We start from the raw sequence: 18102 nt of genomic DNA on the forward strand, positions 1-18102 counted from the left end.
ATCCTTCTGGGCGAGATGGCAGCGCTGGTGCGCCGCCACCTCGTTTGTCGATGCGCTTTTCAAGGCAAGATTCAGGGCACGGACCATCAATGCTTCAGCGGCTGATCAATGACGTCAAGGAATCCACCGGCAGCGCGCTGCGGCTGACGTCGCTTGCGGCCGCGGCCGGGATCGCGCTGTTCATCACGGTCGCCTTCCTGTGCGCGGCGGCCTTCGTCTATGTGCTGCAGCACTATGGGCCGGTGGAAGCGTGCCTCTCCGGCGCCGCGGTATTCCTGATCGTCGCGCTGATCGTGATTGCCGTCTACGCGGCACGCAAGCGCGAGATGCAGAGGCGCGCCGAGAAAGCTGCGAAGGCCGCGAAATCAGCCGCGGCAACCGCGTTCGCCGACCCCGCATTGATCGCCACCGGCCTGCAGATCGTCCGCGCCATCGGCGTCAAGCGCCTGATCCCGATCCTCGCGGTCGGTGGGCTGGCGCTCGGCCTGATGGCAAGCCGCGGCGCGGCGAGCGGCGATAGCGAGCCGGACGAAGAAGAATAGCAGCGCCTATCAACCGTCATTCCTGGGCTCGCGCCAAGGGGCGCCCCCAATTGCGCTATTGCGCACCGGGGAATGACGGTGAGATACCGGAGTTCAAGTCACGCAGCGGCCGGGCTGCAGCAGCTTGGCGACCTCGGTCAGGACGCTGACCACGGGCTCGCAGGCCACCTTGCGGGTATCGCCCGGGCTGGCGCGACCGGGTGCTGCCGGGTGATTGCGGGCCTCTTCCCTGGCCACAGGGACGCGGACCAGCACCGATGTATCGGGAAGCCGATCGACCTTCAGCGCGACCGTGCGACTCGCCAGGCCGGCCGCCGGAACCGCGGCGCGGTCGGTCTTCGCAGCGCGATTGACTGCGCTCTCCGGCGCCAATGCGGTCGTGACCTGCTGGCCGCCGATGAGATCATGACCGGATGCGAGCTGGACTGCGCCGAGCGTCAGTCCGACCGCCAACACAGCAAAAACTGCCTTCTGTCTCTTCGACATGGTGATGTCCTTCGCCCCATGGAAATCCGCTAAACAATCCCTCGGCGAGCACGGACACAACGCGAACGAAACCCGTGGGGTTCTCGCGTCCGGCCATCACTTAACCGTGTACGGAAAAATTTTCACACGCGCGGAACGAGTCCGGGGGTCTGCGAGTCATTGCAACAGCCGGTTATTCCCCCTGCCCCATTGACCGGCGACGTAGGGCGCGACCGTGGTGATGCCGGTCGCGCCCTGCTCTTTTTTCAGCGGCTCTTCTGGCCTTTCACGCGCGATGCGTCAGCCGGCCTGTCGTGCATGCTCCGTCTCGCAAGCGGGTCAGTGCACGGACGGCCCTCGCGCCGAGGCGGAAGGGCCGTCTGCTTCACGCATCGTCGCCGGATGGCGCGTCCTGGGATCGAACAACCGTCACCTCACGGCATGACGGGCAACGACCGACATGAAACTTGATTCCGGTCGTCTGGTCGTCGACGAGCATCAATTCGCTCAAGGGCTCGCCGCATTTGCAAGTCACCGTCTTCTTATCGGCAAAATACATCTGATGTCCTCCACAAGCCTGGAGATTTCATCTCGTCATCGGGGCGAGCCCGATTGCGCCGCGCTCGCCCCGCTCGCTTCCACTCCTTCTCGATCTGTCTGATCCGGCCTATCCGGATGCGAGGGGTCGGCTCCCGGCGGCTACTTCGTTGCGGCCTGCGCTGCTTCGCGCGCCTCGCGTTCGGCCTTGAGGCGTTGGAAATTGTCGTAGAAGGCCTTCTCGTTGGCGCGATGCTCTTTCATCGCCTGCGACGCCTCTTGCTGACGCTGCGCGTCACGGTCCTTGCGCTGCTGGGGAGTCAAATTCATACGGCACTCCGATAAGCTATTGAATCGACGATGGATTCAACGCACATCGCGGCAAAAGGTTGCATCCCCGCGGAGCTTTCCGTGGGTATGAAGCGGGACGAATGGTCGTGATGGACCCGCGCGCGCGGCCTATTTGCGCAGGCTTGCCCAGACGCCGCCGAGGATCAGCAAGCCGCCGACCAAATGGATCAGCTTGGGTGGCTCGCCAAGGATCAGCCATGACAACAGTGCGCTGGCGATCGGCGCGACATAGAGCACCAGCGACGTCCGCACCGAGCCGAATCGTGCACCGAGCCAGGCGAAGCCGGCATAGGCGAGCAGGCCGGGCACCAGGCCGGCGAAGACATAGGCCTCGAATGCCCGGGCATTGAAGACCGCCGCCGGCGAGGTCCACATTTCCAGAAGCGCCGGCGGCAGCGAGCACAGCGCACCGGCTGCCGAGAACAGGCTGACCCGCGCCAGCAGCGAAGCGCGCGGCGCGACGCGGGACTGCACCAGCGTGTAGCCCGACCAGCCGAGCATCGCACCGACCACCAACAGATCGCCCCAGGCCGCGCTCGATTGCGTCAGCGCCTCGAGGTGCCCGCCGGAGACGATCAAGAGCGCCCCGGCGAGCGCCAGCGCGGTGCCGAGCCATTGCAGCGGACCGATATGCTCGATGCCGAGCGCGGCCGAGATCAACAGCACCATGATCGGCGACAGCGCGAAGATCAGCGCGATGTGGATCGCGGTGGTCGTGATGCCCGCGATGTAGACCGGGCCGCCGCACAGGAACATGCCGAGGAAGCCGGCGGCGAGGATCGGCCACAGATTCTGCGCCAGCGGGATCTTGCCGTCCCGGACCGCCGCGATCGCGAACGGCGCCAGTCCGATGGCGATGATGCTCCAGCGGAAGAAAGCCAGCGAGAACGGCGGCACCGACCCGGCAAGGCCGCGCGCCAAAACCTGATTGGAGGCCTGCCCAACCGCGACCAGGATGAAGCCGGTCAGCGCGACCGTATCGTCCCAGCCGGTGGCCGGCCGGGCGGCCTGCGCTTTTGGCAGCTCGGCATCCATGACACCGCCCCTCCGCCAGCGTGCCGCTACTGCTCCGCCGCTTCCTGCTCCATGTCGCGGCCGGACATGTCCTCGCCCTGCATGTTGGCGTATTCGCGCGCCATCTCGCGCATCAGGAATTTGGCCGGGACGTCGTGATAGGTACCGTGGTCGTTGACGTACTGCATGTAGGCACGGCCCTCGCCATCGAACGGATGCAGCAGCGCGTCGGAATGGCCGTCGAAGTCGAGCGGCTTGACGCCGAGCTTGGCGCACAGCGTGTCGTTGAAGGTCGGGGTCGCCTTGCGCCAGGCGCCGTCGACGAACACTTCGGTGAAGCCGTGCCAGGTGAACAGGTCCGAGCCCATGCTCTGGCGCAGCTTCTCGGTGGTGAGGTGGTTGCGGACATCGGCGAAGCCGACCCGGGCCGGGATGCCGTGAACCCGACAGGCCGCGGCATACAGCGCCGCCTTGCCGACGCAGTAGCCGTTGCCGGCCGCGAGCACGCTGGAAGCCCGATAGCTCTCAGGCGAGCGCATGCTGACATAGGGGTTGTAGCGAATGCCGTCGCGGACCGCGGTGTAGAGCCGGCTCGCTTTGTCGCGCGCGCTGGCGCCAGCCGGGACGGCGGCGCGGGCGAACGCCTCGACGGCGGGATGGTCGCTGTCGACATATTCGCCGGGATCGGTGTAGAGGCGGCTGATCGTGTCAGTGAGGTGCTCGGTCATGGCGCAAGCTTAGCAAGCCGTGAGCCCAGTTCAATGCAGCTGACGCAGCCCTGCCCCGCCGGGCCGCCCGTTTGACGGGTTTGCGGTGTCCACTTCGCTCGAAAAAGCTCTAGTTCCTGAAGCGTTCGTCCCACTGCGGCGGCCGGTAGCTGCGCTTCTTCGCCTTGAAATATTCGCGCGCAAAATGGATGCCGATCCCGATCAGGAACGGTGGGGCGAGCGCGGTGGCAATCATCAGCGCGGTGATCGATTTCGGCGTCAGGATGTCCAGCACCATCGACGCCAGCAGCCACAGCGTGGCTGCGATCACCGCGACGTCGACGTGCTTCATTCCCCGTATTTCCCTTAGGTCCAAAACTGCCATCCGGGTTCCATCCTACCGGCTGGCCCGGCATGCGCCAAGGATTCCGGCGGCAGACGATACCTCCAGTCCTTCACTTTTTTGGAACGCCCCGCGCGCCATGTTGATCCGCATGTAGCGAATCCGGGAGGCCGCAATGGGCAATTCCAGTGACATCCACAATGGCGTCGATCGTCCCGCCAGCCGGAACGACGTCAATGACGCCGTTGGCGACGGACTAGCCAGAGCGATCTGAAGTCATGATGTGAAGTCATGGGGCCGTCGCAGGGCCGCAGCCAAATATCGAAAACAACCCCATGCAAAGCAACCCGTGTCGGCCGGCGTTCAAACCAAGCAACTTGACACGCCGGGCAACTCAGAGATAAACTTCTAATATTCAGAAATTTTCCGGTGTCCACGCCGAGGATGACGGCTGACCATGGTCTGCCGCGCCCGGCAGGAGCCATCAGCCTTGCGGCGGTCATCGGGGACTTCATCCGCATCAACGTGGGAATGGCAGGCAAGCAAGCGGCGGGAGCGAGTTGACGCTCCCGCCGCTCGATTTGTCGCGCTATTCGCTCATCGACAGCATCGCGTTCAGCTCGACGGCCGTGCGCAGCTGCTCGATGCGCGCGGCCGTCTGCTCGCGTTCGGCGCCTTGCGGCAACCGCGCGAGCTGGCTCTCGAGGCGCATCCGATGCTCTTCGAGCCGCTGCTCGAACGTATGAGGCTCAGAACGTTTCCGCTTTTGAATCGTCTTCATCGTTGACCCTTGGCGGTTGCAGACCGGGACTGTTGGCCCAGCGGTCCAGTTGATCGATGACCCGAGCGTGGCTCGGCCGCCGCGGTTTCGGCGCTGCCGGCTCGTCGGATAGTTTTCGGGGAAGCTTGACGTCGTTGGTCATGGCATCTCTCCCTCAACACAACGGGACAGCGACAGGACCGTTCCAATATTTTCCTACTTAAAGTATTGATTTTGCTTGTTAATTATACTCAATCAACGTTTTTGTCTCAATCCATGGAACCCAATGTGAGTTGGTCGGTTTAGCAAATTACTCATTCAGCTAAGTTTGGGTTTTTCCAATGAACGAGCTGCGCGGCGAACGGTTGCAGGTCATGTTGTCGCCTGAGGAATTGGCTGCCCTCGACGATTTCCGTTTCAAGCACCGTATGCCGACCCGCGCCGCGGCGGTCCGCGAGCTCCTCAAGCTCGGTTTGGCCGGCGTCGGCACCGACGGAACGGCGGGGGTGAAGTCCAGCGAATACGGGGTGTTCGATCGCGGGCCCGAGGGGCACACGCAAGCAGACGCGCCGCAAGAGGATTGACGGCGCATGGGCTTCGATATCGCGGCTCAGCCCGCAACGAACAGGTCCACCACCGCCTTCAAAGTGCAGACAACGAGCGCCGACGTGAACATCGCCGTGCCGAAATCCGCGAGATAAAGCAGCTGCGCCTTCTGCTCTGCATCGAGCTGCGCGATCGCCTTGCGCATGGCCAAGCTCCCTTTTGGGAAGAACGCGATGTGCCAACGTCCGTTCCTGCGCGGCCTCACGCCCGCTGCAACGCCAGCGTCACGCCGCCGAGCGTCAGCGCCATGGCGCCGATCTCGCGCAGCCCCAACGGCTCGCCGAGGATGATCGCCGCCGACACCACGCCGATCACGGGCACCAGCAGCATGCCGGTCGACGCCGATGTCGGCGGCAGGCGGCGCAGCGTCTCGAACCAGGTGAGATAGCAGATGCCCATCGGCATCAGCGTCATGTAGGCGAAGCAGCCGAGGCCGAACGGCGTGATCGCGGAGTAATTCGGATGCTCGAACAGAATTCCGAGCACGAGCATCACGAGACAGCCGATGCCGACCTGCCAGGCGACCACCGGCAGCGGCGGCATTGGCAGCGGCTTGCGGTTCAGCACATTGCCGAGCGCGAACAGGATGGCGCAGGCGAGCGCGAGCGCGATGCCGGTGAGCTTGGCGGCGCTGAACGCAAAGCCGCCACTGCCGAGCAGCAGCGCGACGCCGGCAACGCCGAGCACCAGCGCCGCCAGATCCCGCAACGTCGGGCGGCTGTGCAGCACCGGCCAGGCGAACAGCATCGCCCAGATCGGCATCGTGTAGGCCAGCAAGGCGCCCTCGCCGACCGTGACGAACTTCATCGCGATGGTGCCAAAGCCCATCCAGGCGAAGACGTTGGTGAAGGAGGCGAACAACAGCCGCGGGACCGCCTCGCGCGGCACCGCGAGCGACTGGCCGCGCGCCAGCGCCAGGCTGCCCAGGATCACCGCGGCGCAGGTGCCGGCAAGCCCACGGGCGAACAGCGGCGGCCATAGCTGCAACAACAGCTTCATCAACGGCCAGTTCAGGGCCCAGCCGAACGCCGTTACCAGAAGGCAGAGAAAGCCGATCGATCTGTCGCGCCGCGTCGAATCCATGGGCCAGCGCTTAGCAGGCGTGCGGCCGCGATTCTACGTCGTGTGGCGCATGCGGGGTCGCGCCAGACGCGCGAAGACCCCGGATCGCGCCGCGCTCCGGGGACCTCAGGCAAAGGTGCTGATCGTGATCCGCGGCCAGCCCTCGCTGGTCCGCGCGGCGGCAAGCTTGCTGGTCCAGGCATCGATCAGGCTCGCAATCAGAAGGCGGCCGGTGGCGCGCATGTCAGGGAGCTTCATCGTGGGCGTGCCGAGCGTGAGCGCGACCACGCCATGGGTTGCCGCAAGCAGCGCGCTCGCCAGCCGCTGCGGCAGGCCCGACGCGGGTTCGGCTCCCCGGGCAGCGAGATACTCCCGCACCGAGATCACGAACAGCTCGTAGCTGCGGCGCGCGATCTCGGTCTCGCCGAAATAGACGCCGTCGGGAAACCGGCGATCCTCGATCGTGCCGGACATCGAGAACAGCGATCGGAAATGATCGGGATTGTCGGCCCAATAGTCGAGATAGGTTTCCATCACTTGCCGCAGCCGCAGGTCACTGTCGGCGGTCTGTGCGCGAACCCGCTCGAGCTGGCCCGCGACGGCTTCGAGGTTCTGCTGCTTGACCGCGAGCAGCAGCAGCAGCTTGGTCGGGTAATATTTGAGGACGGTGCCCTTCGAGTAGCCGATCGCGTCCGCGATCTTCTGGATCGAGACGGTCTCCAGCGTGCCGGCGGCGAACTCCTTGCGCGCGGTCTTGAGGATCAGCGCCTTCAGCGCCGCCTTGTCGGCTTCCTGGCGCGCCCTGCGCTGAAAGCGCCGCGCCCCCTTGCTGGATCGCTCCTCGATCGACATTGCCGTCTCCTAGAGACTTTTCCGGTCCGATGGAATCGAAACGAGGTCTCCCCTTGTCATATCCAAGTTAATTGACTATGGTCAATTAACTTGGATATGACGGGAGGATCCGATGAGCATCCCTGTGAGCCCCCTTGCCGGCGACATGGTCCGCAGCGATTTCGATCCGTTCAGCCCGGCGACGCGGGCCGATCCGTACGGCACCTACGCCGGGTTGCGTGCCGCGGCGCCGGTCATTCGCCTGACCAAATACGACATCTGGGCGGTGCCGCGCTTTGCCGAGGTCAAGGCGATCTTCGGAGACCACGTCAATTTCAGCAACGCGGGCGGCGCTGGGCTTGCCAACCACTTCAAGGAGAAGCCGTGGCGGCCGCCGAGCATCGTGCTGGAAGCCGATCCGCCGCTGCACACCCGGACCCGCGCGGTGCTGGCGCGGATCCTCTCGCCTGGCGCGATGCGGCGGCTCGCCGATGACTTCAAGGCCAAGGCTGCAACGCTCGTCGACGGGCTGGTCGAACGCGGATCGTTCGACGCCATCAAGGACATCGCCGAAGTGTTTCCGGTCAGCGTGTTTCCAGACGCACTCGGCATCGACCAGGAGGGCCGCGAGAACTTCCTGACCTATGGCGCGATGGTGTTCGCGGGCTTCGGGCCCGAGAACGACTACTCTCGCGATTTGATGCAGCAGGCGCCTCGCGTGCTGCCCTGGGTCGCTGCGCGCTGCCAGCGCGAGGCGCTGCGCCCGGGCAGCTTTGGCGCGCAGGTCTACGAGGCCGCCGACACCGGCGAGATCAGCACGGAGGAAGCGCCGCTGCTGGTACGCTCGCTGCTCTCGGCGGGGCTCGACACCACGATCAGCGCCATCGGCATGGCACTGTACACGCTGGCGCGCCATCCCGAGCAATGGGCGCTGCTCGCAGCCGATCCTGCGCTGTCGCGCGCGGCGTTCGACGAGACATTGCGCTTCGATTCACCGGCGCCGTTCGTGTTCCGCACCACGCCGCACGAGACCGAGATCGCAGGCGTCACGATCGGCAAGCACGAGAAGGTGCTGCTGCTGCTTGCCTCTGCCAACCGCGACGAGACGCGCTGGGAGCATGCCGACCAGTTCGATGTCAGGCGGCGGCTGTCCGGGCACTTGGGCTTCGGCGTCGGCATCCATGGCTGCGTCGGGCAGATGGTGGCGCGGCTGGAGGCGGAGGCCGTGATCGCAGCGCTTGCGAGCCGCGTGAAGCAGTTCGAGATCGCGGGCCCGGTCGCGTTCCGCGACAGCTCCGGCCTGCGGGCGCTCAGCACGATGCCGGTCCGGGTGACGCTGAAGTAGCTTTGCGCAAGGGACCAGACCGGCCACTGAACCGCCGCCGCTTCCGGATCACGGATTAGATCCCGTCCAGGACCTCGCGGACCTTAGTAGCCAGCTCGTCGATCGAGAACGGCTTCGGCAGCAGATTGGTGCCGGGGTCGAGGATGCCGTTGTGAACGATGGCATTGCGGGTGTAGCCGGTGGTGTAGAGCACCTTGAGGCCCGGGATACGCTCGCGGGCCTGAACTGCGAGTTCATGGCCGGACATCGCGGGCATGACGACATCGGTAAACAGCAGCACGACGGAAAGTCCGCCGTCGAGCAATTGCAAAGCCTCCCGCGGATTGGCCGCGCCAATCACGGTGTAGCCGAGCTCGCGCAGCGCCTCGACCGAGATGACGCGCACACGCTCCTCGTCTTCCACCACCAGGACGACTTCGGTTTTCTGGCCGCGATAGGAGGCGATCGGCGTCCGCCTGACAAAATCGGGCCCCGCCTCGCCGCGATGCCGCGGCAGATAGATCTTGACGGTCGTGCCGACATCGATCTCCGAATAGATCCTGACATGCCCGCCGGACTGACGCACGAAGCCATAGACCTGGCTGAGACCGAGGCCGGTGCCCTTGCCGATGCCCTTGGTGGTGAAGAAGGGATCGAATGCCTTGGCCATCACCTCTTCGCTCATGCCGCTGCCGTTATCGGCGACCGCAATCATGACATATTGGCCCGACGGAATGGCGTAAGCCTTGGCCGCGATCTCGTCCACATAGGCGTTGGATGTCTCCAGCGTGAGCTTGCCGCCGTCCGGCATCGCATCGCGGCCATTGACGCAGAGATTGAGGACGGCGTTTTCGAGCTGCCCGGGATCGGCGCGCACCTGCCAAACCCCGGCGGTCAGCACAGCTTCCAGACTGGTGGTCTCGCCGAGCGTCCGCGCCAGCAAGTCCGCCATCCCCGCGATCATCCGGTTGGGATCGAAGGTCACCGGCGCCAGCGGCTGCTGACGCGAGAAGGCGAGCAGACGCTGCGTCAATCCGGCGGCGCGTTGCGCGGCATCCACGGCCGCGTCGAGGAAGCGATCAACGTCGATCTCCCCCTTGGCGAGCTTGCGCTGCATGAGATTGAGCCCGGCGATGATCACGGCGAGCATGTTGTTGAAGTCGTGTGCGATGCCGCCAGTCAACTGTCCGACCGCCTCCATCTTCTGGACCTGACGCAACTGCTCCTCGGCCTTGGTCCGCTCCTGCACCTCCTCCAGGACGCGCTGCTCCAGCGTGGCGTTGAGCGCTTGCAGCGCAGCCTCGGCGCGACGACGCTCGACCAATTCGCGCTCGGCGGCCTGGAACAGCCGCGCGGTGTCGATCGCGGTCGCAGCCTGCGCCGCGATGCCGGCGATCAGCCGCTCCGCCCGTTCATCGAAAATGCCCGGCTCCGGGTGACCGAAGAACAGCCCGCCCAGCACCTCGCCGGATCGCGACACCACGGGCGCGGCGAGATAGCTGCGCACCGGCAGATGTCCTTTCGGCATCCCGTAATGTGGATCGCTCTTGCCGTAACGCGGATCCTCCAGAATGTCGTCCGACCGCACGATCGCATCGCCGCTGAAGGTCGGCGCGAACACCGCGGTGTTGCGCGGCATCGGAAATTGCGAGAATGCCTCGCGCGGCGCGCCGGACAGGGTGTAGAGCGTGTAGCTCTCCCCCGTGTCGTTGATCACATTGTAGAAGAACGAACCGAACGCGGCGCCGGTCAATTCAGTCGCGGCATCGGTGACGATCTGAACCGCCCTATCAAGATTGAGTTCGCCGGCAACCGTGCTGCCCACCTTGTTCAGGAGTTCGAGGACGTGGGCCTCCTCCTCGAGCCTTGCAGAACGTTCAGACCGCGTGGCCGAAAGCTCGAGATTGGCGGCAACACGCGCCAGCAGTTCGCGGGCACTGAACGGCTTGACGAGATAATCATCCGCACCGATCTGCAGGCCCTCGACCTTCGCCTCCTCGCCTGCGCGGGCCGACAGGAAGATCACCGGCAGGCCCTTGAGCTCCTCGTCGGAGCGGAGCGCATTGAGAAGGCTGATGCCGTCGAGGCGCGGCATCATGATGTCGCTCAATACGAGGGCGGGCCGACGCCGCCATGCGGCCTCGAGCGCCGCCTGGCCATCTTCGACGGCCTCGACGTCGTAGAGCGGCGCGAGCAGGCGACGCACATATTCGCGCATGTCGGCATTGTCGTCCGCGAGCAGGATGCGCTGTCGCTGCCCCACGACGGCGGGCGCCACGAAGCCGAGATCCTCCGACGACGACGGATCGGGCCGATCATCGATGCCACCGCCCTCCAGCCATCCCATCGCTTCGTCGAGATAGGCCTGGGCGCGGGCGCTGCTCGGCATGGACGATTTGCCCGCGCCGATCTGCTCGGCAGGCAAATGCTCGGTCCCGAACGGCAGCGTCACCGTGAACGTTGTGCCACGCTCGACCTGGCTTTCGACCGAGATCTGGCCGCCATGCTGCTTGACGAGTTCGCGCACCAGCGCAAGGCCAATGCCGCTTCCTTCGAATGAGCGGCCGCGCGCCCCTTCGACGCGCTGAAACCGTTCAAAGATGCGCGACAGCGCGGGTGCGGGAATGCCGGTCCCGGTGTCGCGCACCGCGATCTCGGCGTGAGCGCCATCAGCCGAAGCCTTGATCGAGACCCCGATCTCGCCCGCGAAGGTGAACTTGAAGGCATTTGACAGCAGGTTGAGAACGATCTTCTCCCACATGTCACGGTCGACATAGAGAGGCTGTGGCAGCGGCTGAGCCTCGATCACGAGACGCAGGCCGGCCTTCTCGATGGCCGACCGGAAGTTCGACGCGAGATCCGACGTCAGCGCGACGAGATCGACCGGCTCGAAAGCGGCCGAGACGCGGCCTGCCTCGATCCTCGCAAAATCCAGCAGCGTGTTGACGAGCTTCAGCAGGCGCTGGCCATTGCGATGGGCGATATCGGCCAGCGAACGTTGCCCCGGCAGCAGCTGACCACCGGCTTCGGACAGCAGCTCCTCCAGCGGGCTCAACATCAAGGTGAGCGGCGTGCGGAATTCATGGCTGACATTGGAGAAGAAGGTGGTCTTGGCGCGGTCGATCTCGGCCAGCGCCTCGGCGCGACGGCGCTCGTCCTCATAGGCCTGGGCGTTGTTGATGGCCGCCGTGATCTGCGCGGATACGAGCCCGAGAAAGCTCGTGTAGCGTTCGTCATAGAGTCGGACCGGACTGAGGCCCGCGATCAGGAATCCCGCGAGCGCATCACCGGCGGCAAGAATCGGAAGCACGACGGCCTGCTCCGGCGCCAGGCGCCAGCCGCCGGATGGGAAATCAACCCCGAACATCGGCTTCAGGTTTTGCACCAGAACGCCGTCGCGGCTCGCCTGCGCCTCGGCGATCGGCCATGCAGCGCTGCCATCGAGCGCGAGCTGCGGGATGACTCCGGCATGGTCGCGAGCGATGCCGCTTGTCGCGGCCAGCCGCGCGACCTGCTCCTGCGAATCGATCAGATAGATCATCGCGAATGGCAGATCCCGAAGATCGGTCGCAATCGCAGCCGCACTGCGTTCGCAGGCCTCGCCGACGCTGCGGGCCTCGGCGGAGCGGCTGGCAAGCTCGCGCAGCAGCGAGAGTTGCCGCTCGCTGATCACCCGCTGGGTATCGTCGGTGTTGGCGCAGAAGATCCCGGCAGGCAGGCCGTCGGCATCGGGAATCGGGCTGTAGGAGAAGGTGTAATAGGTTTCTTCCGGAAAGCCGTTGCGCTCCATGATCAGGAGCTGCGCCTCGACATAAGTCCCTTCGCTCCCGCTCATCGCCTTGGTGAGCAGCGGCGCGATGTCGTTCCAGATCTCGCGCCAGACCACACGGGTCGGCTGCCCGAGCGCACGTGGATGCTTGCCGCCGATGATCGATTTGTAGGGATCGTTGTAGAGGAAGGTGAGATCGTCGCCCCAGCCGATCCAGATCGGCTGCTGCGACGTCAGCATGATGCGGACCGCGGTCTTCAGGCTGTCAGGCCAAGTCTCGGGCGGACCTATCGAGGTGCTCGCCCAATCGAAATCCTTGCTGAGCCCGGCCAGCTCGCTGCTTCCGATGAAGAGACGTTCAGTGGTTTCGCCTCGCAATGTCGTCGGAGTCTGCAATCTCGACACAACGGCTCCCGGCAAACCTCAATAATGAAAAGCAAACGCCTTTTGACAATGCCGGTTCCTCGCCGCGCCGTGGCTGTTGCACCGCCCATAGCAAGATCATGGCTCATGAAAAACCGGCGTACCTTGCGGGTACGCCGGTTCGAGTTTCCAGCCTAGATCAAATCAGGTCGTCATGCCGACGCCGCGCGCGGCGTGCGGTTGCGCGAGTTGCGCTGGAAGAACAGCGCCTGGCTCGCCACCGCCGACACCATCGCCGGCTGGAACGGCTTGGAGATCAGGAACGCCGGCTCCGGCCGCTCGCCGGTCAGGAAGCGCTCCGGATAGGCGGTGATGAACACCACCGGCACCTCGAAGGTGCGCAGCAACTCGTTCACCGCATCGAGTCCCGACGAGCCGTCGGCGAGCTGGATGTCGGCGAGGATCAGGCCGGGCTTCTTGTTCTTGGCAAGCGCGACCGCATCGGAATGCGTGCGCGCAACGCCGATGACGTTATGGCCGAGATTCTTCACCAGGCTCTCGAGGTCCATCGCGATGAAGGTCTCGTCCTCGATGATCAGGACATCGGTGGCGATCTCCGCGGCCATCTCGCGGCCGGCGGCGTCGGTCAACTTGCGCGTCTCGGCAATGTCGGTGCCGAGAATATAGCCGACCTCCTCCTCCGAGAAACCTTCCAGCGACAACAGCAGAAAGGCCTGCCGCGGCAGCGGCGTGATGTTGGAGAGTCGGCGCTCCGGCGGCAGCGACAGCGTCGCCACCTCCTCATTGTCGTTGTTGTTCACCGCCACCGAATTCCATATCTGGGTGAACAGCCGAAACAGGCCGGCGCGCGGGCCGTGCGTCTGGTCGAGCAGCGATCCATCCTGCAACAAGGCCTCGAGCATGGCCCCGACATAGGCGTCCCCTGACGCCTGGTTTCCGGTCAGTGCGCGTGCGTAGCGGCGCAACAGCGGAAGGTGTTCGGCAACGATCTGCGATCGGGACATTCCCACTCCATCCTTGTTCGTGAGGCCTTGCAGCCTGAAACCTTTCGTCTCGGGGCGGCGTACCAATCTGAGCGACCCCGGTTCCCCTGCATGCCCGATTACGCGCGAAAGCCGAAAAAGTTCCACGAAATAGTTCCAGTGTTCCGGAACTTTATCGGCAACTTCGCATTAGCTCCTGACCGACGAGGCAACGCGGCCAGCCTCTCTTTTCGAGGAAATATCTTGAAAATCAGAGACTTAACTCCCGGGGAAGCGTGGATCACATCATGAAGGAAGTAAAGAAGCAGGGCGGTCTGAACGCCGAGATTCAATCCAGAATCGGCCACCAGCTTCGCGCCATGTACGACGACGTGGTGCGGCAAGGGGTGCCCGACCGCTTTGCGGAGTTGATCCGCAAACTCGACGGCCCTGAGGCTGCCGCGGCGGCCGTCGCCGGGGCGATACCGACAAGAACAATGGAGGGGACTAATGCCTCTCACGAATGAACTTCGCGACGATATCCTTGCATCGGTCCCTAGCCTGCGTGCGTTCGCGATCTCGCTGTCCGGCAACGGTGACCGCGCCGACGATCTGGTGCAGGAGACGTTGCTGCGCGCGATCGCCAATATCGACTCGTTCCAGCCCGGCTCGAACCTGCCCGCGTGGCTGTTCACGATCCTGCGCAACCTGTTCCGCTCCGACTACCGGAAGCGGCGTCGTGAGGTCGAGGACGCCGAGGGCAACTACGCCAAGACGCTGAAGAGCCAGCCGTCGCAGGCCGCGCATCTGGAGTTCGAGGAATTCCGCACCGCGCTCGAAAAGCTGCCACAGGACCAGCGCGAGGCGTTGATCCTGGTCGGTGCCTCCGGCTTCTCCTACGAGGATGCCGCGGCGATCTGCGGCTGCGCGGTCGGCACCATCAAGAGCCGCGTCAACCGCGCACGCTCGAAGCTGTCGGCGCTGCTCTATGTCGACAGCGCCGAGGATTTCGGCCCCGACAATACCGTGCGCGCCGTGATCGGCGGCAACGGCGGGTAGACAGACGCGACGCGAGACGGAAAGGCGGCCCGGTCGGGCCGCCTTTTCTTTTGCAAGGGGTCCGGCGGGCCGGAGCGGCGCGACGCGAGCAGCCCGTCGCGCGGGATGATCGAATGAAGGCTCACGAACTGAGTTGGGTCCTGACGCCACCAGGCGTGCCGGCGGCCTCGCCCCAGAGCCTTTCCGTTCCGATGGAATCGGAACGGAGCTCTAGGTTCTCGTGTTGACGCGTTTTCTTCACGCGAACCGGTATCCACTTCGCTCGAAAACGCTCTAGCTCGCCATCGCATTCCTGACGACGGCAGGCTTGAAGCCGTTGCGCAGCTCGAGAATCTTTCCCGCGATTTCGGTCACCGGGACCGGGTGGCTGAGCAGGAAGCCCTGGGCCTCGTTGCAGCCTTCCGCGCGCATGTGGTTCAGCTGTTCGATGGTCTCGATTCCCTCGGCGATCGTGGTCATGCCGAGGCTCTTGCCGAGACTGATGACGGCGCGGACGATCGATTTCGATCCATGCGTCGCGGTCGCGTCGCGAACGAACGACTTGTCGATCTTGAGCTTGTCGAACGGGAAGCTGCGCAGATAGCTCAGCGAGGAATAGCCGGTGCCAAAATCATCCAGCGCGATGCGCAGCCCGAGCGCCTTCAGCTTGTGCAGCGTCGCCAGCGTCTCGTTGCTGTTGGCGAGAAACACCGATTCGGTGATCTCGAGCTCGAGCCGGCGCGGCGACAATTTCGACGCCGCCAGCGCACCGACGACGACGTCGATGAAGTCAGAATCGCGAAACTGTACCGCGGAGACGTTGACCGCGAGCTTCATCTCGTTCGGCCAGGTGGCGGCCTGTTCGCAGGCACGATTGACCACCCATTCTCCCAGCGGGCGGATCAGCCCAATCTCTTCCGCGATCGGGATGAACTGGTCCGGCGGCACCAGTCCGCGCTTGGGGTGATGCCAGCGCAGCAGCGCCTCGAAGCCGCAGATGCGGTCGAGATGCAGGTCGTAGAGCGGCTGGTAGTACAGCGAGAACTCGTCCTTGCCCATCGCCTCGCGCAGGTCGAGCTCGAGCGCCCGGCGCCGTTGCAGGCTGGCGTCCATCGCCGGCTCGAAGAAGCGCCAGGTGCCGCGGCCCTCCATCTTGGCGCGGTACAGCGCGACGTCGGCGTTCTTCAGCAGCTTCTCGCCGGTGGTGCCGTCGCCCGGCGACATCGAAATGCCGACGCTGCATCCGACCACGACGCGATGGCCATTCAGCTCGTAGGACGCCCCGACGCATTCCACGATGCGGCGGGCGAGACGTTCGGAATCCTCGGCACTCTGCACGCCGCACTGGATCACCGCGAACTCGTCGCCGCCCAAACGCGCGACGGTATCGACCTCGCGGACGCAGGCATTGAGCCGGTCCGCGACCGCGCACAGCAGTTCATCGCCGACCGGATGCCCGAGCGTGTCGTTGACCTGCTTGAAATTGTCGAGGTCGAGGCAGAACACCGCAAAGCCAAGTCCGCGGCCGACCTGCCCGACCGCCTGCTCGATCCGCTCGCCGAGCAAGGTGCGGTTCGGCAATTTTGTCAGCGCGTCGTGCCGGGCCATGAACGCGATCTGCGACTCGGCACGCTGCTGCTCGGTGACGTCCTCGCAGGTGACGAGCCAGCCGCCGTCGGATGTCGGCCGCTGCGCGATGGCGATGATCCGCCCGTCGTTGAGATGCTGCAAATAGTTGCCGCCCTCGTGCTGGGCCAGCGATCTCTCACGCTCTGCCAGCAGGTCGGCGACGGTGCGATCGCCATGATTGCCGGCGGCGATGCTGAGGTCGAGCACGTCTTCCATGGTCATCCCGGGAACGACGAGTTCCGGCGAAATATCGAAGATCTCGCAGAACCGGCGATTGGCGACTTGCAGCCGCGCCTCGCTGTTGTAGAGACACAGGCCCTGCGACATGTGGGTGAGCGCCGCGTCGAGCCGCAGATTGGTCGCGTGCAGCTCGGCCTTCTGCTGCTTCAGCGCGGAGATATCGCTGTACACGAGGACGACGCCGCCCTCCTGCGTCTCGCTGCGGCTGACGCGCAGCCAGCGTCCGTCCGCAAGCTGCGCCTCGCTCGCAAACCCATCGACCTCGCGATCGGCCGGCGCCAGGTCGGCGGCATCGAACCGATTCGACTGCAACAACTGCGGCGAAAGGTGGATGAACTCGCTCGCACGCGAATTGGCGAGAGCGACCTGGCCGTCCGCATCGAGCAATACGACACCCTCACGCGACGTCTCGAGCGCGTCCGAGAGCCGCGCCTGCGCGGAACGACGCTGCGACACCTCTTGATTGACCATCCGCCTGATGTTGTCGCGCATGGTTTCCATGGCGGTCAGCAGCGTGCCGAGCTCGTCGGTGCCACCCTTCGGGATCGTCGCATCGAGGTCGCCGCCGGCGATGCTCCGCGCGGCCCTCGATGCGATGGCGACGGGCCCGATGATGCGGCGCGCCAGCAACCATGAAAACAGCGCCGACAAGAACAGCGCGACGGTGAGCCCCGCCACGTTCAGTTGCAGATCCCGCTTGATCGTCGAGAGCGCGCGCTGCCGGAACAAGAAACCGTCGCCGGCCGTATAGTTCACCAGCAGCTCGACCTGCTGGCCGACGATCCTGGAATAGCGATCGAGGTCGCCGACCGAGGTGCCGGATGCATGCGGATCGGATGCCGGGCTTCCCTGCATTGCGGAGCCGACCGCACGGCGATGCAGCGCCATCCAGGCGTCGGCGGCTTCCTGGACCTTGGCGGCGGCTTGTGCCGCCCGCGAGGACTGCGACCGATCGGCGGCGATGGTCAGGTCTTCGGAGAGCGTCTTCGCGAGCTTTTCGATCTGGCTGTCGAGGCTCGCGCGGAGCTCCGGGTCCGTCGTCAGCAACCGCTCCATCGACGCGACCCGCATCGCGGCAAAGTCGGCGCCGGCGGCCCGCGCGTAGTTGATCGACATCAGGGATTCGTCGAACGTCTTCGCCACCAGATCGCCGGCGTGACGGATGCCGAGGATGGAGTATCCGCCAAGCGCGACCGCAATGGCGCTCATCGCGAGACAGAAAATCAGAATCTGGGCGCGGATCGATCCCTTGGTCAGGGCAAGGCGCGACAGACGGCCGGTTGCGAACCGAAGCGCCTCCTCGCCCTTCACCCTAAGGTTGCTAACCAGGCTGTCCATACCCGCGCTTCGCCGTAGTGCTCGATACTCAAGCCACGCGAAAGGCGCAGCACTGCGAAATATGATGGTCTTTTCAAAATTGCCTAAGTAGTGACTGGAACTGATGCTAAAATCGTTAAGATCAGCTGGCGATAATCACCCTCACAGGTAATCCGGGACGCACAACTTTGCACCCTGGGGTAGCCGTGTCGGGTGTTCGA

18 protein-coding genes are annotated in these 18102 nt (G+C 64.8%); 5 read left to right on the forward strand and 13 right to left on the reverse strand.

Annotated elements, in window-relative coordinates; translation table 11 throughout:
- Positions 1-89 precede the first annotated feature (89 nt).
- Positions 90-542, forward strand: coding sequence for a hypothetical protein (locus tag CWS35_RS02010; RefSeq protein ID WP_024581896.1), 453 nt, complete (start codon positions 90-92; stop codon positions 540-542).
- 93 nt (positions 543-635) lie between these two features.
- Here CWS35_RS02010 and CWS35_RS02015 read toward each other — a convergent pair whose 3' ends face one another.
- The 7 genes from CWS35_RS02015 to CWS35_RS39400 all read right to left on the reverse strand — a co-directional run bounded on the left by CWS35_RS02015 (position 636) and on the right by CWS35_RS39400 (position 4882).
- Entirely contained in the window at positions 636-1028 is a 393-nt protein-coding gene (locus CWS35_RS02015) for a hypothetical protein (RefSeq protein ID WP_024581895.1), read from the reverse strand.
- Positions 1029-1706: 678 nt separating this feature from the next.
- Positions 1707-1874: a hypothetical protein gene (locus CWS35_RS39395; protein ID WP_168200224.1), complete on the reverse strand. Its 168-nt coding sequence runs from the start codon at positions 1872-1874 to the stop codon at positions 1707-1709.
- Between the two features lie 129 nt (positions 1875-2003).
- Complete coding sequence (locus tag CWS35_RS02020; protein WP_024581894.1) at positions 2004-2930, reverse strand: DMT family transporter; 927 nt, start codon at positions 2928-2930, stop codon at positions 2004-2006.
- 26 nt (positions 2931-2956) lie between these two features.
- Complete coding sequence (locus CWS35_RS02025) at positions 2957-3637, reverse strand: transglutaminase family protein (RefSeq protein ID WP_024581893.1); 681 nt, start codon at positions 3635-3637, stop codon at positions 2957-2959.
- Between the two features lie 109 nt (positions 3638-3746).
- Positions 3747-3968, reverse strand: a complete 222-nt coding sequence (locus tag CWS35_RS02030) for a hypothetical protein (protein WP_024581892.1) — start codon at positions 3966-3968, stop codon at positions 3747-3749.
- A 580-nt stretch (positions 3969-4548) separates the two neighbouring features.
- The gene (locus CWS35_RS40350; protein ID WP_256372055.1) at positions 4549-4671 is read right to left on the reverse strand and encodes a hypothetical protein; all 123 of its coding nucleotides are present in this window, start codon (positions 4669-4671) and stop codon (positions 4549-4551) included.
- A gap of 37 nt (positions 4672-4708) precedes the next feature.
- The gene (locus tag CWS35_RS39400; protein ID WP_168200225.1) at positions 4709-4882 is read right to left on the reverse strand and encodes a hypothetical protein; all 174 of its coding nucleotides are present in this window, start codon (positions 4880-4882) and stop codon (positions 4709-4711) included.
- Positions 4883-5060: 178 nt separating this feature from the next.
- On the opposite strand from CWS35_RS39400, the gene CWS35_RS02035 reads away from it, so the two are divergent.
- Complete coding sequence (locus tag CWS35_RS02035) at positions 5061-5303, forward strand: hypothetical protein (protein WP_024581891.1); 243 nt, start codon at positions 5061-5063, stop codon at positions 5301-5303.
- 26 nt (positions 5304-5329) lie between these two features.
- Here the strand turns inward: CWS35_RS02035 and CWS35_RS38765 are convergent, their stop codons facing one another.
- From CWS35_RS38765 to CWS35_RS02045, 3 genes are all read right to left on the reverse strand, one after another.
- Positions 5330-5470, reverse strand: a complete 141-nt coding sequence (locus tag CWS35_RS38765) for a hypothetical protein (protein ID WP_157817061.1) — start codon at positions 5468-5470, stop codon at positions 5330-5332.
- A gap of 56 nt (positions 5471-5526) precedes the next feature.
- A complete protein-coding gene (locus tag CWS35_RS02040; RefSeq protein WP_100950506.1) occupies positions 5527-6408 on the reverse strand; it encodes a DMT family transporter in 882 nt (293 codons plus the stop codon).
- A gap of 105 nt (positions 6409-6513) precedes the next feature.
- Positions 6514-7239 (reverse strand): TetR/AcrR family transcriptional regulator, encoded by a 726-nt coding sequence (locus tag CWS35_RS02045; protein WP_100950508.1) that lies wholly within the window; start codon positions 7237-7239, stop codon positions 6514-6516.
- A gap of 112 nt (positions 7240-7351) precedes the next feature.
- Here CWS35_RS02045 and CWS35_RS02050 point away from each other — a divergent pair, with 112 nt between their 5' ends.
- Positions 7352-8563 carry a cytochrome P450 gene (locus CWS35_RS02050; protein WP_100950510.1) on the forward strand — a complete coding sequence of 404 codons (1212 nt, stop codon included), beginning with the start codon at positions 7352-7354 and terminating at the stop codon, positions 8561-8563.
- Positions 8564-8618: 55 nt separating this feature from the next.
- Here CWS35_RS02050 and CWS35_RS02055 read toward each other — a convergent pair whose 3' ends face one another.
- Both CWS35_RS02055 and CWS35_RS02060 read right to left on the reverse strand, forming a co-directional pair.
- Positions 8619-12716, reverse strand: a complete 4098-nt coding sequence (locus tag CWS35_RS02055) for an ATP-binding protein (RefSeq protein WP_100950512.1) — start codon at positions 12714-12716, stop codon at positions 8619-8621.
- A 170-nt stretch (positions 12717-12886) separates the two neighbouring features.
- Positions 12887-13699 carry a response regulator gene (locus CWS35_RS02060; RefSeq protein WP_024581886.1) on the reverse strand — a complete coding sequence of 271 codons (813 nt, stop codon included), beginning with the start codon at positions 13697-13699 and terminating at the stop codon, positions 12887-12889.
- 266 nt (positions 13700-13965) lie between these two features.
- On the opposite strand from CWS35_RS02060, the gene CWS35_RS02065 reads away from it, so the two are divergent.
- Both CWS35_RS02065 and CWS35_RS02070 read left to right on the forward strand, forming a co-directional pair.
- Complete coding sequence (locus CWS35_RS02065) at positions 13966-14184, forward strand: NepR family anti-sigma factor (protein WP_100950513.1); 219 nt, start codon at positions 13966-13968, stop codon at positions 14182-14184.
- Complete coding sequence (locus CWS35_RS02070; RefSeq protein ID WP_024581885.1) at positions 14168-14716, forward strand: sigma-70 family RNA polymerase sigma factor; 549 nt, start codon at positions 14168-14170, stop codon at positions 14714-14716. Before CWS35_RS02065 ends, CWS35_RS02070 begins: the two co-directional genes overlap by 17 nt.
- Before the next feature lie 273 nt (positions 14717-14989).
- Here the strand turns inward: CWS35_RS02070 and CWS35_RS02080 are convergent, their stop codons facing one another.
- Positions 14990-17902 (reverse strand): EAL domain-containing protein, encoded by a 2913-nt coding sequence (locus tag CWS35_RS02080; RefSeq protein WP_024581884.1) that lies wholly within the window; start codon positions 17900-17902, stop codon positions 14990-14992.
- Positions 17903-18102: the final 200 nt, after the last annotated feature.

Source organism: Bradyrhizobium sp. SK17 (assembly GCF_002831585.1).
Classification (GTDB): Bacteria; Pseudomonadota; Alphaproteobacteria; order Rhizobiales; family Xanthobacteraceae; genus Bradyrhizobium.